Source organism: Streptomyces sp. NPDC008079, from assembly GCF_042957385.1.
GTDB lineage: Bacteria > Actinomycetota > Actinomycetes > Streptomycetales > Streptomycetaceae > Actinacidiphila.
In genome coordinates this window covers 177,053-191,667 of the sequence record NZ_JBIBIC010000005.1, presented here as the reverse complement: position 1 = coordinate 191,667, position 14,615 = coordinate 177,053, and the positions used below count along the sequence as shown (strand labels likewise).

6 protein-coding genes are annotated in these 14,615 nt (G+C 71.1%); 4 read left to right on the top strand and 2 right to left on the bottom strand.

Going from position 1 to position 14,615, the window contains the following annotated elements:
* The first annotated feature begins 476 nt into the window (after window positions 1-476).
* The 3 genes from ACFZAM_RS14280 (at window position 477) to ACFZAM_RS14270 (ending at window position 6,067) form a co-directional block, all read left to right on the top strand.
* Complete coding sequence (locus ACFZAM_RS14280) at window positions 477-3,794, top strand: GH92 family glycosyl hydrolase (protein ID WP_391045889.1); 3,318 nt, start codon at window positions 477-479, stop codon at window positions 3,792-3,794.
* Window positions 3,795-4,018: 224 nt separating this feature from the next.
* A complete protein-coding gene (locus ACFZAM_RS14275; RefSeq protein ID WP_391045887.1) occupies window positions 4,019-4,864 on the top strand; it encodes a hypothetical protein in 846 nt (281 codons plus the stop codon).
* 135 nt (window positions 4,865-4,999) lie between these two features.
* Window positions 5,000-6,067 (top strand): chitinase, encoded by a 1,068-nt coding sequence (locus tag ACFZAM_RS14270; RefSeq protein WP_355341605.1) that lies wholly within the window; start codon window positions 5,000-5,002, stop codon window positions 6,065-6,067.
* Window positions 6,068-6,140: 73 nt separating this feature from the next.
* On the opposite strand, the gene ACFZAM_RS14265 is transcribed toward ACFZAM_RS14270, so the two are convergent.
* Together ACFZAM_RS14265 and ACFZAM_RS14260 are read right to left on the bottom strand one after the other, a co-directional pair.
* Window positions 6,141-7,025 carry a TIGR03620 family F420-dependent LLM class oxidoreductase gene (locus tag ACFZAM_RS14265; protein ID WP_391045885.1) on the bottom strand — a complete coding sequence of 295 codons (885 nt, stop codon included), beginning with the start codon at window positions 7,023-7,025 and terminating at the stop codon, window positions 6,141-6,143.
* 160 nt (window positions 7,026-7,185) lie between these two features.
* Window positions 7,186-11,196 carry a family 78 glycoside hydrolase catalytic domain gene (locus ACFZAM_RS14260; RefSeq protein ID WP_391045883.1) on the bottom strand — a complete coding sequence of 1,337 codons (4,011 nt, stop codon included), beginning with the start codon at window positions 11,194-11,196 and terminating at the stop codon, window positions 7,186-7,188.
* A 267-nt stretch (window positions 11,197-11,463) separates the two neighbouring features.
* Here ACFZAM_RS14260 and ACFZAM_RS14255 point away from each other — a divergent pair, with 267 nt between their 5' ends.
* A complete protein-coding gene (locus ACFZAM_RS14255; protein WP_391045882.1) occupies window positions 11,464-14,610 on the top strand; it encodes a glycoside hydrolase family 2 TIM barrel-domain containing protein in 3,147 nt (1,048 codons plus the stop codon).
* Window positions 14,611-14,615: the final 5 nt, after the last annotated feature.

Genomic DNA, 14,615 nt, shown 5'->3' with positions numbered 1-14,615 from the left:
GGACGGCGTCGGTCAGTGCCCGGACCGTGCCGGTCAGTGCCGACCAGGCCCCGGCGAAAGCCGCCCGGCCTGTGGGAGGGCGGCTCCCGATCCCACCCCGCGGCCCACGCGACAGGCGCGCAGGGCAAAGTTACCCGATCGACGTCACGGCACCCCGCTGTGTTCACCCGCTTGCCCGAACACCGCCGCCCGCGCGCACGCCGCGAGCCGTACGCGACACCGCCCCGACGCCGCGACTCCGCCTCCCGCCGAGCCGCCACCCCATCCCGCTCCGGGCCGCCGCCCCACCCCGCTCCGGGCCGCCACCCCACCCCGCCCGCGGGTACCTGACAACTCTTGACACCCTCCAACCCCGGGAGGAACATCTACAGTTGATCGTTTGACAACGTTGTCGTAAGCGATACACACGAAGGGCGGGAACCGTGTCGGACAGATCAGTGCGACCCGTGGACAGAAGGCGGTGGAAGGGTCGCGGCGTGCGCGCCGTGGCCGCGGTGGCGACGGCGGTCCTCGGCATCGGCCTGGGCCTCGGCGCCGGACCCGCCACCGCGAGTCCGGGCGCCTCAGGGGGGCATGACGCCGACCCGGCCTCGTACGTCAACCCCCTGATCGGCTCCTCGAACGCCGGCAACACCTACCCCGGCGCCGTGCTGCCGTTCGGCATGCTGGCGTGGAGCCCGCAGAATTCGACGGGCAACCAGTTCTCGACACCCGCCCCCGGCGGATACCGGTACGACGCGACGAAGATCCGCGGCTTCAGCCTGACCCACCTCAACGGCGTGGGCTGTTCCGGCGCCAACGGCGACATACCGATCATGCCGTACGTGGGCGACGTCGACTCTTCGCCGAGCGCCGACACCAAGGACGCGAAGTACGCCTCGACCTTCTCGCACGCCAACGAGACGGCGCAGGCGGGCTATTACCAGGTCGGCCTGGACAGCGGGGCCAGCGCGCGGCTGACCACCACCGAGCGCACCGGTACCGGCCAGTTCGGCTTCCCGGCCGACAAGCCCGCCAGCGTGCTGTTCCGTACGTCCAACTCCGAGAGCGGCAGCGCCGCGGCGGACGTCACCGTGAATGCGGCGGCCCGTACCGTGACCGGCTCGGTCAGCGCGGGCAACTTCTGCGGACCGCAGAGCGCGAACAACCGGCACGACGTCTACACCCTCTACTTCACGGCCCACTTCGACCAGCCCTTCGCCAAGGTCGGCACCTGGACCGACGGCACCCTGACGCCCGGCTCCACGTCGGCCAGCGGCGGCACCGGCTACAACTCCAGCGGCAACGCGACCGCGGGCAAGGGCTCGGGCGCGTATGTGACCTTCGCGTCCGGCACCAAGCAGGTGCAGGCCAAGGTCGCGATCTCGTACGTGAGCGCGCGCAACGCCGAGGCCAACCTGACGGCGGAGAACCCGCAGCGCGCCGGCTTCGACGCGATCAGGTCGAAGGCCACCGCCGCGTGGAACACCGCGCTGCGCAAGATCCAGGTGTCCGGCGGCTCCGCCGACCAGAACACCACCTTCTACACCGCGCTCTACCACTCGATGCTGGAGCCGACCCTCACCAGCGACGTCAACGGCCAGTATCTGGGCGGCGACCGCAAGACCCACTCGCTGGCCAGGGGACAGCACGAGCAGTACGGCACCTTCTCCGGCTGGGACCAGTACCGGGCGCAGGTGCAGTTGCTGACGCTGCTTCAGCCGAGAGTCGGCAGTGACTACGCGCAGTCGCTGTTCAACTATGCCCAGCAGCGCGACGGCGAATGGGACCGCTGGCTGCTGGAGAACGGCAAGACCAGCATCATGTCCGGCGACCCGTCCGACGCGGCGCTCGCGGGCATCTACGCCTTCGGCGGCCGGGACTTCGACGTCAGGGGCGCCCTCGCCTCGCTGGTGAAGGCGGCAACCGTGCCGACCGCCAACGACTCCGACAGCTCCGGCTGCAACGTCGAATGCGTCGGCCAGCGACCGGCGCTGGACAAGTACCTGACGCTCGGTTACGTGCCGTCCGACAACTGCCACTGCTGGGGCGGCGCCGCCGAGACCCTGGAGGACGCCGCCGCGGACTTCGGTCTCGCGGAGCTGGCGGGACAGGTCGGCGACCGAAAGAACCAGCGGAAGTTCCTCGACCGCAGCGGCAACTGGACCAACGTCTTCGATCCGAACGCGACCGCGCAGGGCGGCTACATGCGCGACCGCAAGTCCGACGGGTCGTGGGTGGGAGCCACCTTCAACCCCGCCACCGGCAGCGGCTTCGTCGAGGGCAGCAGCGCCCGCTACACGTGGATGGTCTACTCCGACATCGCCGGACTGGCCAAGGCCATGGGCGGCAACGCCACCGCGATCTCCCGCCTCGACGCCTTCTTCCGCAACCCGGACGGCACCTTCGACTTCTCCGCGAAGGACGACACGCGCTACGACGCCACCAACGAGCCCGACATCAACGCGCCGTACGTGTACGACTACCTGGGCGCCCCGTACAAGACCCAGGAGACCGTGCGCGCCGAGACCGACGGCCTGTGGACCAACGCGCCCGGCGGCATCCCCGGCAACGACGACGCGGGCACGATGTCGTCCTGGTACGTCTTCTCCGCGCTCGGCATGTACCCGCAGGTGCCCAGCCGCGCCGACCTGGTGCTCTCCAGCCCGGTCTTCCCGCGCGCGGTGATCCACACCGGGCTCGGGAAGACGATCACGGTCAACGCCCCGCGGGCGTCGGCCGAGAACATCTACATCCAGGGCCTGCGCGTCAACGGCAAGAAGTCCGACCAGCCGTGGGTCCCCGCCTCGTTCGTCACCCGCGGCGGCACCCTGGACTACACCCTGGGCGGCACCGCGAACACCACGTGGGGGAGCGCGGCCAAGAACGCGCCGCCGTCCTTCCGCGACGGTGAGGCCCCGTTCTTCGCCTCGACCGACCCCGGCCAGGTGAAGATCGAGCCCGGCGGCTCCGCGGACGCCGCCGTCAAGCTGTCCACGATCCAGGACAAGAAGGTCGACGTCCGCTGGACCGCGAAGCCGCCCGCGGGCATCACGCTCAAGCCCGCGTCCGGCACGGTGACCGTCCCGAAGGGCGGTGCCACCAGCGCGACGTTCTCCGTGTCGGTGGCCGCCGACACCAAGGCCGGGGTCTACACGGTCCCGATCACGCTCGGCTCCGCGCACGGCGGCACCGCCCCGGCGGCCTCGCTGTCGGTGACGGTCGGCGTACGCGGCACCCTCACCTGGTACGTCAACAACAACGGCATCTCCGCCGACGACACGAATCCGTCCGCCAACTTCGACGGCGAGGGCTGGAGTTACTCGGCGGCGGCGCTCGCCGCGGCCGGTGCCGCGCCCGGCGGCACGGTGTCCTCCGGGGGCTTCGACTTCACCTGGCCCCAGGTGGCGCCCGGCGCGCCCGACAACATCGTGGTGGGCGGCGGCGACCAGGTGCTCGACGTCTCCAAGTCCGCAGCCGGTGCGACCAAGTTGAGCCTGCTCGGCAGCGCCAGCGAGGGCCAGACCACCGGCACGGTGACGCTGACGTACACCGACGGCACCACTCAGAAGGCCGACATCGGCTTCAGCGACTGGACGCTCGGCGGCGGCTCCCAGCAGCCCTCGTACGGCAACGTCGTGGCGGTGCACACCGCGTACCGCGACGTCCAGGGCGGCGGAAAGGACCCGGTGGGCACCGAGATCTTCTCCACCGCGCCGATCGCGCTCCAGGCGGGCAAGCAACTGGCCAGTGTGACGCTGCCGTCCAGCACGAACGGCGGTGACATGCACATCTTCTCCGTGGCGACCGCCTGACCCCGGCAGCCCACCGCGGAGAGCGCGGGGCGGGCGAGGACCGGCACGACCGGCCCCGCCCGCCCCGCACCCATGTCCGGCGCGAACGAACCGATCGCCGCCCGTTCAGACCGAGTTGGCCCACGCGCTGTGGTGGCGTCGGCCCGTCAGGCCCTAGGGTCACTGCTGTCACAGGGCTGCCCCGTGCCGCGGGCGGCCCCCCACCGTCCACACCGGGGGTTCCGTTGACCGCACGCGCACTCCGTAGCCGCGCCGCCGCCCTGCTGCTCGCCACCGCGGCCCTGACCGCCGTGGGCACCTCCACCGCGCACGCCGACTCGCCCGGCGGGTGGGTGGCCGCAGGCAACACGGTGTACAGCACGCTCACCGCGGGCGAGGGCATCGCCACCCGCGCCGACGGCTCGGTCCTCACCCGCGGCCTCGGCTCGATCCCGCTGCGGCTGCGCATCGCGGGCTGGAACCACGTCGGAGACCCGGACATCGTCAACGGCTACGTCTTCGACGCCTACCAGGGCGGCGACAGCGCCACCTCGAAGATGTTCGAGGTCACCACGCCCGACGGGCACAGCTACGACTACGTGCACCCGCTGGACCAGGGCGAGTTGCTCAACAACTCCTTCGCGACCGTCTCGCCGGACGCGCGGTGGCTGGTCGAGGGGGAGTGGGGCACGGTCAACCGGCTCCAGGTCTTCCCCGCCCCGCTGACCAACCCGGCCACCCCGGCCACCGGCGGCACCCTCGCGCAGGCCGGACAGATCAGCCTCGACAAGGCCGTCACGGACGTCCAGGGCTGCGACTTCGTCTCCGCGACCCGGCTGGTCTGCGTTTCCGACAACGACGCCAAGGACGTCTTCCAGGTCGACCTGCCGCACGCGCTCGACGGCACGCCCGTCACCGGCCGGGTCGCCACCCTCTTCCAGGTGCCGCGCGTCAGCGTCTGCTCGGGCGGCTTCGAGACCGAGGGCGTCGACTACGACGCGAACGCGAAGGTGCTGCGGGTCGAGATCATCTCGCCGAGCGCGTGCGCGGTCTCCACCACCGCCTACACCTACCGTCCGACCACCGGCTGACCCTTCCGTATCCCCCGTCACTGTCGTCGCCGCACCACGGGCTTGGTCCAGACCTATTGACGAGTGGTTCAGACCACTTTACGATCCGGTCCACTACGGCCTGTGAGTGCGCGACGACACCACGAGGAGTACGACATGATCGGTCGGAGGGTGCGTCTGCTGGGAGTCGGCCTCGCCATGGCCTTCCTGGCGCAGATTCCGGTCGCCGCGGCGACCCACGCGGCACAACCGGCGTCGGCCGCGGCCGACACCTGCGCGACCAAGGCACGGCCCTCGGGCAAGGTGCTCCAGGGGTACTGGGAGAACTGGGACGGCGCCGCCAACGGCGTGCACCCCGGTCTCGGTTGGATCCCCATCACCGACAGCCGGATCGCCGCCCACGGCTACAACGTGATCAACGCGGCCTTCCCCGTCATCCAGTCCGACGGCACCGTGCTGTGGCAGGACGGCATGGACACCGGCGTCAAGGTCGCCACCCCGGCCGAGATGTGCCAGGCCAAGGCGGCGGGCGCCACGATCCTGATGTCCATCGGCGGGGCCGCGGCCGGCATCGACCTCAGCTCGAGCGCGGTCGCCGACCGCTTCGTCGCCACCGTCGTGCCGATCCTCCAGAAGTACAACTTCGACGGCATCGACATCGACATCGAGACCGGCCTGGTCGGCAGCGGCAACATCAACACCCTCTCCGCCTCGCAGGCCAACCTGGAGCGGATCATCGACGGCGTCCTGTCCCGGATGCCCGCGGGCTTCGGCCTGACGATGGCCCCCGAGACGGCGTACGTCACCGGCGGCAGCATCACCTACGGCTCGATCTGGGGCGCCTACCTGCCGATCGTGAAGAAGTACGCCGACAACGGCAAGCTCTGGTGGCTCAACATGCAGTACTACAACGGCAGCATGTACGGCTGCTCCGGCGACTCCTACCAGGCCGGTACGGTGGCCGGCTTCACCGCGCAGACCACCTGCCTCAACAAGGGGCTCGTCGTCCAGGGCGCCACCATCCGCGTCCCGTACGACAAGCAGGTCCCCGGCCTTCCCGCCCAACCCGGCGCGGGCGGCGGCTACATGACGACCGGTCTGGTCTCCCAGGCGTGGAACAGCTACAGCGGCGCGCTCAAGGGCCTGATGACCTGGTCGCTCAACTGGGACGGCTCGAAGAACTGGACCTTCGGCAACAACGTCAAGGCGCTGCAAGGCCGTTGATCCCGCGGGAATCCGGGGCGCCCGTCCGCGGCGGGCGGGCGTCCCGGTCAACTCCGCGCGAAAAAGCGGAGACTCAGCCCTCGATCAGCACCGGAGCGAGCCTGCGCCACTCCGCCAGCGGCAACGGCCGCGCCGGATCGCCGGTGACCACCTGGACCGCGAGGTGGTCGGCGCCCGCGGCGAGGAACTCCGCCGCCCGCGCCGCGATGACGCTCTCGTCGCCCACGGCGAAGACTGCGTCCACGAGCCGGTCGCTGCCACCGCCCGCCAGGTCCTCCTCGGTGAAGCCCGAACGCAGCAGATTGCTCGTGTAGTTGGGCAGCGCCAGGTACAGCTTCAGATGGTCCCTGGCCTTGGCACGCCCCGACTCCAGGTCCGTGTCCAGCACGACCTTGACCTCGGGCGCGAGCAGCGGCCCCGCACCGAGGACCGCGCGCGCCTTCGCGGTGTGCTCGGGGGTGACCAGATACGGGTGCGCGCCGCCCGCACGGTCACGGGACAGCTCCAGCATCTTCGGGCCGAGCGCCGCCAGCACCCGCCGCCCGGCGGGCACCGGCTCCGGCGCCGCGTCCAGCGCCGCCAGGTAGTCGACCATGGCGGAGTACGGCCGCGCGTAGCGCTTGACCAGCGGGCCGTGGCTGACGCCGAGCCCGAGCAGGAACCGGCCCGGATGCGTACGCTCCACCGCCGCCCACTGCGAGGCGACGTCCGCGGCCTCGTCGTTCCAGATGTTGAGGATGCCGGTCGCCACGGTCAGCCGGGTGGTGGCCTTCAGCAGCGGCTCCGCGACGGCGACGCCGGGACTCCCGCCCAGCCAGACGGCGCCGTACCCCAGCGCCTCGACCTCGGCGGCGGCCTCGTCGTACGCGCCGGTGTACGTCACTCCGGCGCCGTTCACCGCCGCCGTCCAGGCGCCGCTCCAGATCCCGATCCTGCCCAGCCGGTCGTGCTGTCCCATGTGAGCCCTTCCTCGATGCGCGCCGCGCGCCCGCCCGGTCGGCCGGGCGCGGTCCGTCACCCATGCAAGCGGAACGGGCGGCCCGTCTGTTCCGCACCCGGTGAGCCGAACGGGTACGAACAGCCGGGCCGCCCGTGTGAGGCGCCCTGGGACGGCGGCCCTAAGGGGTCAGCTCCACGATCCGGGTGAAGCTGTTCTGCGCCGCTGTCACCACGACGCGGACCCGCGTGGTGGTGACGGAGCCCGCGAAGGGGATCCAGCGGTACTGGTCGGTGTTGCCGGTGAGGTCGGCCTGTGTCACCCACGCCGCGCCGTCCCAGGTCTGGACGGTGAAGGCGGTCGGGACGCCGTCGCTGTGCGAGGCGAAGCCCACGCCGTTCAGTGTGGTCGGGGCGGGCGCGGTGACGGTCAGGGTGTCGGGGTACCGGGAGTCGGTGTCGTCGTTCCAGAAGGTGCTCAGATCACCGTCGACGGCATTGCCCGCGGTGTACGTACGGGTCGCGCCGTCCACGACGTTCGGCGCGTGTTCGCTGGAGGCGGCGGCCGTGGTGCCCTGCGGCCAACTGCCGAGGACCAGCACCTCGAGGGCGGCCTTGGCCGTCGTACCGTCGGACGACCGTACGGTCACAGTGACCGGATACGTACCGCTCCTCGTCCCGCTCGGCGGGGTGACCTTGACGTTCGCCAAGGTCGCGGTGGACGCCGGGGTCAGCGGGACGCGGGCGGGTGTGGACGTCACGGTCCAGCCCGCCGGGACGTCGGCGCCGACCGTGGCCGTGGCGCCGGGCGCGGTCGAGTGGCCCTCGACCACCGCGCCGATCGTCGTACCGCCGTCCCCCTTGACCAGTGCGGGCGCGGGCGCGCCCGCGGAGACCGACACCTGGGTGTACGGGGTCCGCGGCGGGCGGACGGTGAAGGTGTAGTCACCGGACCCGGCGGTCACGGTGAGCGTCGTGCCGTCCGCCGTGCCCACGCTCAGGCCGGGGTCGCTCCGGCCGCGGCGGCCGTCCGCGAAGATCGTCCGGCCGCTCTCGGTCACCGTCGACCGGGCGCCGCCGAGCAGCGGCACCTTGATGGTCGCGGTCGAGCCGACCGGCACCACCGCGTGGTAGGTCAGCGTGGACCCGTCGCGCTGCCAGGCGCTGACGACCGTGCCGCGCGCGGTCCGCTGCCGCGCGGAGACCCGGGTGAGGTCGCCGACCACGCTGGGCGCGAGGGTGAAGGCGCGGTACGCGGCGCCCGCCGGTCCCGTGTCCGGCTGGATGCCGCCGAGCTGCTGGTAGTACCACTGGCCGATCGAACCGGCGAGACCGATGTGGTCCTTGGACGAGGTGCCGTCCGCCGCCGAGGAGTTCGGCCACTTCTCCCAGATCGTGCCGGGGCCGTTGGCCACCATGTAGCCGAAGCTCGGGAAGTCGGTGCGCTCCGCGACGGCCAGCGCCACGTCGTTGCGGCCGGACATGCCGAGCGCCTGGTAAACGAAGGACGTGCCGACGAAGCCGGTCGTCACGTGATTGCCGTGCTTGGCGATGTCCTGGACGAGCCGGTCGACGGTCGCCTTCTGCTGAGCGGCCGGGACCAGACCGAGCACCAGGGGCATGGCGTAGGCCAGTTGGGTGCCGGTGCTCCACACACCGGTGTCGGCGTCGAGGAACCGCTTGGTGAAGCCCGCCCCGATCTGCCGCGCCAGGTCGGTGTAGCGCCTGGCGTCCGCGGTGTCGCCGACGACCGCGGCCATCTTCGCCAGCAGTGTGGCGTCCAGGTAGTAGTAGCCGGTCTGGAAGAAGACGTGCGGGGTGCTGACCGTCGCCACCCAGTCGTCGCCCCAGGAGCCGGGCGCGGCGGTGACGACGTGGTCGCTGTCGCTGATCGTGCCGAGGTAGTCGACCCAGCTCTTGACCTGCGCGTAATTGGCGCGCACCAGGCCCGCGTCGCCGTACTGCGTGTAGGAGTCCCAGATGATCTGCGGGTAGGCCGAGCCCCACGCGGGGTCGGTGAACCAGTCGGTGGCGCCCTGGGTGGGCGCGACCGAGGGCAGGCTGCCGTCGGGGTGGGCGCTGGTGACGACGGTCTGCGCCCACTGGTCGTAGAACGCCCGCATGTCGAAGTTGCTCATCGCCTCGACGTCGGTGTCGCCCGCGTCGCCGAGCCAGCCGTGCTTCTCACGCGTCGGGCAGTCCAGCGGAATCGACTGGAGGTTGTTCAACTGGGTCTGCACGAGGGCGGTCTGAATGCTGTTCAGCACCGTGTTCGACGTGTCGAACTGTCCGGTCGTGGCGACGTCGGAGTGCACTTCTTGCGCGGTGACGGTGACGGCGGTGCCCGCGGGCACGCCGGTGAGCTGGGCGTACCGGAAGCCGGAGTAGTTGAAGTGCGGGGCGTAGGTCTCGGCGCCCTTGCCCGCGAAGGTGTAATGCTCGGTCTGCCGGACCGGATCGCCGTCGCCGAAGCTGATGTTGGACGTGGTGACCTGGCCGTCCGAGGCGAGGATCTCGCCCTTCTTGATGTCAACGGTGGTGCCGGACGGGGCGCTTGCCCTGACCGTCACCCAGCCGACGATGTTCTGCCCGAAGTCGTACACCTGCGACCCGGCCACCGGGTGCGTGACGGCCACCGGCTTGAGGGTTTTGACGATACGTGTCGGAGGCGTCGTGTCGGCCTGGAGCCGGGTCAGCGCGCTGAAGACGGTGGCCGGGTGGGCGCCGTACACGCCGAGTTCGGCGAGCCGGAGATTGCACCCGGAGCCGTTGCAGTACAGCTTGGTGGCCGTGACGCGCACATAACGGGCCGTCACCTCGGCCGGTATCGAAACCGACGCCGTACCGGGGTTGGGCTGGTCGGCGCCGGTACGGTCCACGAGGGTCGTCGCGGTGGCGAAGGTCGGGTCGTCACCGGCCTCGACGCGGTAGCGGACCGGGAATCCGGCGCCGGGCAGGTCGCCCGCCGGGTCGTTGGTCGGCCGGGCGGGGAAGAGTCTGACGCCCGAGAGCGGCTGCGCGGAACCGAGGTCGACCTGCACCCACTTGGTGTCGTCCGCGGTCGTCGCGACGGCCGAGTGGTAGCCCTGGGAGGCGTCCGTCGAGCCGTCGACGCCGTCGGTGAGGGCGGCGGGCGACCAGCCGCAGCAGGAGGTCGTGTCCCGCGAGGTCACCGGCCGGCCCTGCGCGAGGCTCTGCGGGTGCGTCGCGGCGGCGACCGCCACGACGGGCTTCCACGCGCTGTCGTCGAAGCCCGCGGTGTCCCAGCCGGTCACGGCCCGACGGGCGTCGTACGTCTCGCCGAGGTAGAAGTCGTCGCCGGTCACCGGCCCCGCGGTGGTGCGCCAGGCCGGTCCGGTGCCGAATGTTGCGGAGGTGCCGTCGGTGTAGGTGACGTTGAGCTGCGCGACGAAGGTCGGCTCCCCGGAGAACTGTCCCTTGCCCGCCATGAAGGCCAACGCGTTGTGTCCGCGCACCAGTTGCCGGGTGACGTCGAAGTCGCGGTAGAGCACGCGCTTGGTGTAGTCGGTCACCGTCGAGTTGAGCACCTGGTCGGGTTCGGCCACGGCGCCGTTGACGTGCGGTTCCACGATGCCCTGCGCGCCGAAGTACAGCCGGGCGCGGGCGACGGACTTGGGGAGGTCGACGCCGCCGCGCACCAGCGCGCCGTCGGCGACCCGTAGCCAGGACGCGGACCAGTCGGACGCGGAGAACAGCGCGGTGTCGAAGTGCGCGGGGGCCGACCAGGGGGAGCGGTCGCCCGCCCGGTCCCAGGTGCGCACCGACCAGGTGTAGGTGGTGTTGCTCGCCAGCGCGGGACCACCATAAGAACGATTCACCGAATCGGCCGAACGAACGCGGCCCGAATCCCACACCTGATGCGCGTGGCCGCCCTTCCCGACGGCCGCCGCCTCGACCACGACCTGATACGCCGTCTGCGCCTCGGCACGCCGCGAGTCGTTCACCACCCACGACAACGTGGGGCGCTGACCGCCGACGACCGCGTCCGAGGACTCCCCGTCCACCTGCAAGGACGTCGGCGCGAGTGCGCCGAGGTGCCCGGACGACGCCTGGGCGGGCGTCACCGAGCCGACGGCGGGAAGCAGGGCCGCGACGGCCGCGGTCACCGCGAGGAGCGCCGAGCGGCGCCGGGGGGCGACGCGAGCGGCGGTCGTCCGGACCGGCCGCTTCACGGTGTTCTCCTGGTATGCGATCGAAACGTTTCAAGATGCATGGATAGATTCATACGGCGTGTGGCGGTGCCACGACAAGGTGTGCGACAGCGATTTCTGGGCTGGCCGAACCGGCGGTGACGCGACCCTTGACCCCCGGCGGTGCGGCCCTGCAAGAATCCGTGTGCGATTGGTTGATTCTGTTCAATGCCGGTTGTTCGCCCGTGAGTTGCCGACGCTCGGTCGAGGGCGCCGGAATGCGCGTACCTCAATGAGGAGGGATCCACCATGCCGGTCGATCGCAGGTCGTTCCTGATCGCGGGGGTGGCGGGGGCCGTTGCCGTACCCTCGCTCCCCGGTCTCACCGCAGTCGCGAGCGCCCGTTCCGGATCAACAGGAACCACCATTCCGCGGACGGTCGACCTCGCCGACGGGTGGCGTTTCGCCCTCGTCAACCCGGGCGGCATCACCGACCCGACCGGCGCCTACGCCGACGCCGCACAGCCCGGCTACGACGACTACCGCTGGCGCACCGTCCGCGTCCCGCACGACTGGAGCATCGAGCAGACCCCGACCACCGCCAACGGCACCTCGGGCGGCACCGGCTATCTGCCCGGCGGACTCGGCTGGTACCGCAAGGCGTTCACCCTGCCGCCCTCGGTCGCGGGACGCCGTGTCTCGGTCGAGTTCGACGGCGTCTACATGGACAGCAACGTCTACTGCAACGGCACACTCGTCGGCAACCACCCCTACGGCTACACGGGGTTCGCCCTCGACCTCACCGGCCTGCTGCACACCGACGGCCGCACCCCCAACGTCATCGCCGTCGAGGTCCGCAACCAACTCCCCAGCAGTCGCTGGTACTCCGGCAGCGGCATCTACCGCAACGCCCGCCTGGTCATCACCGACCCCGTGCATGTCGCGCGCTGGGGCACCCATGTGACGACGCCGGGACTCGCCGACACCCTCGCCGCCTCGCACGGCAAGGGCTACGCCACCGTCCGCGCGCAGGTCTCGGTCGTCAACGAGTCGGGCGCGGCGGCCTCCGCCACCGTCGTCAACACCGTCCTCGACCGGCGCGGCCGCCAGGTGGCGAAGGCCAGTTCACCGCTGACGCTGCCCGGCGCGGGCGGAGCGCGGGACGTCACCGCCGAACTGCGCGTGGACCGCCCCGACCTCTGGTCGTTCGACACCCCGGAACACCGGTACTCCCTGCTGACCGAAGTCCGCGTCAACGGACGGACGGTGGACACGTACACCACCGGCTTCGGCATCCGCCACGTCACGATCGACCCCGACCGCGGGCTGTTCGTCAACGGGCGGTACGCCAAGCTCAAGGGCGTCGACCTGCACCACGACCAGGGCGCGCTCGGCGCCGCCGTCCACATCGACGCGGTGCGCCGCCAGATGACGATCATGCGGTCGATGGGCGTCAACGCCTTCAGGACCTCGCACAATCCGCCGTCGCCGGAGATCGTCCAGGTCTGCGAGGAACTGGGCATCGTCATGATGGTCGAGGCGTTCGACTGCTGGCGCAGCGGCAAGAACACCTACGACTACGGCCGGTTCTTCGACGCCCACAGCGCCGCCGACATCACCGAGATGGTCGACGCGGCCCGCAACTCGCCCGCCGTCATCCTGTGGTCGATCGGCAACGAGATCCCCGACTCCACCAGCACCGCGGGCCTCGGCATGGCCGACGGGCTGATCACCGCGGTCCGCGCGCGCGACACCAGCCGTCCGGTCGTCATCGGCTCCGACAAATACCGCGGCCTGCCCGCGGTCGGCTCCGCCGCCGACCTCATGCTCGCCAAACTCGACGGCCTCGGCCTCAACTACAACACCGCGGCCTCCGTGGACGCCCTGCACGCCCGCTACCCGCACCTGTTCCTCTTCGAGTCCGAGTCGTCGTCCGAGACCTCGACCCGCGGCGCCTACCAGGAGCCGGAACACCTCAACACCGGCGAGAACCACACCCCGGGCAAGCGCGCCACCTCCAGTTACGACAACAACCTCGCGTCCTGGACGATGAGCGGCGAGTACGGCCTGAAGAAGGACCGCGACCGCGCCTTCTTCGCCGGCGAATTCCTCTGGTCGGGCACCGACTACATCGGCGAACCCACGCCCTACGGCGTCTTCCCGGTGAAGGCGTCCTTCTTCGGCGCCGTCGACACCGCGGGCTTCCCCAAGGACATGTACCACCTCTTCCGCAGCCAGTGGACGAGCGAGCCGATGGTCCACCTGGTGCCCATGGACTGGACCGACCACACGCCGGGCGAGACCGTCGAGGTCTGGGCGTACGCCAACGTGGACACCGTCGAGCTGTATCTCAACGGCCGCTCGCTCGGGGTGCGGCGCTTCGACACCAAGAAGACCGTCGACGGGCGGACGTATCTGGAGACCACCGAGGCGACCGGCGACGACAAGACGGTCACCGGCGGCCCGTACCCCGGCAGCTACACCAGCCCCAACGGCAGCGCGGGCAAGCTCCACCTGACCTGGAAAGTCCCCTTCGCGCCCGGTGAGTTGAAGGCCGTCGCCCGGAAGAACGGCAGAACGGTCGCGACCGATGTGCTGCGCACCGCGGGCGAGCCGCGCGGCCTGCGCCTGACGCCGGACCGCGACTCCATGACCGCCGACGGCGACCGCCTGGCCTTCGTCACCGCCGAGGTGATCGACGCGCACGGCACCGTCGTCCCCGGCGCCGGCCATCTGATCACCTTCAAGACCACCGGCGGCTCCCTGGCCGGAGTCGACAACGGACAGCAGGAGAGCGCCGAGCGCTACCAGGCCACCACCAGAACCGCCTTCCACGGCAAGGCACTCGCCATCGTCCGCTCGGGCACCGAGGCGGGCCGCCTCACCCTGACCGCGACCGCGCCGGGCCTGCACCCCGCGACCACCTCGATACGGACCGGCCGCGCGTCGGGACCCGTCGCCACCACGCCCCCGGTCCGCTTCTCACCCGACCCGGGCCCAGGGCCCGTCAGCTACCCGCTGGCGGACGCCAGTTACTCCGGCGCGGGCAACGCGCTGCCCGCGGCGATGCTCGACGGCAACCCCGCGACCGGCTGGTCCAACGCCTTCAACAAGAGCGCCACCGCCCTGCTGCCCGCCTTCCGCGGCGCCCGCCCCGCCGACTGGGTCTCGGTCGCCTGGGCCGCGCCGCAGCGGATCGACACCCTCTCGGTCACCTTCACCGTCGACGCCACCCACTCGCTGCCCGGCGCCGTCACGCTCTCCTACTGGGACGGCGACCGCTACGTGCCCGTCACGAACCCGGCGATCACCTGGGCGACGGCGAGCGGCGCGCCGACCGTCATCACCTTCCCCGCCGTCCGCACCCCGCGGCTGCGCCTCGACCTGACCAGCGCCGCCCCCGGCACACCCGACGGCGCCCAGCGCATCACCGACTTCACCGTCAGCGGGAGCTGACCGCG

What these genes read in the sequence shown, in the direction of transcription:
- ACFZAM_RS14255 (WP_391045882.1), top strand. Translation starts at nt 11,464, where the DNA reads ATGCCGGTCGATCGCAGGTCGTTCCTGATCGCGGGGGTGGCGGGGGCC.
- ACFZAM_RS14265 (WP_391045885.1), bottom strand. Translation starts at nt 7,025, where the DNA reads ATGGGACAGCACGACCGGCTGGGCAGGATCGGGATCTGGAGCGGCGCC.
- ACFZAM_RS14270 (WP_355341605.1), top strand. Translation starts at nt 5,000, where the DNA reads ATGATCGGTCGGAGGGTGCGTCTGCTGGGAGTCGGCCTCGCCATGGCC.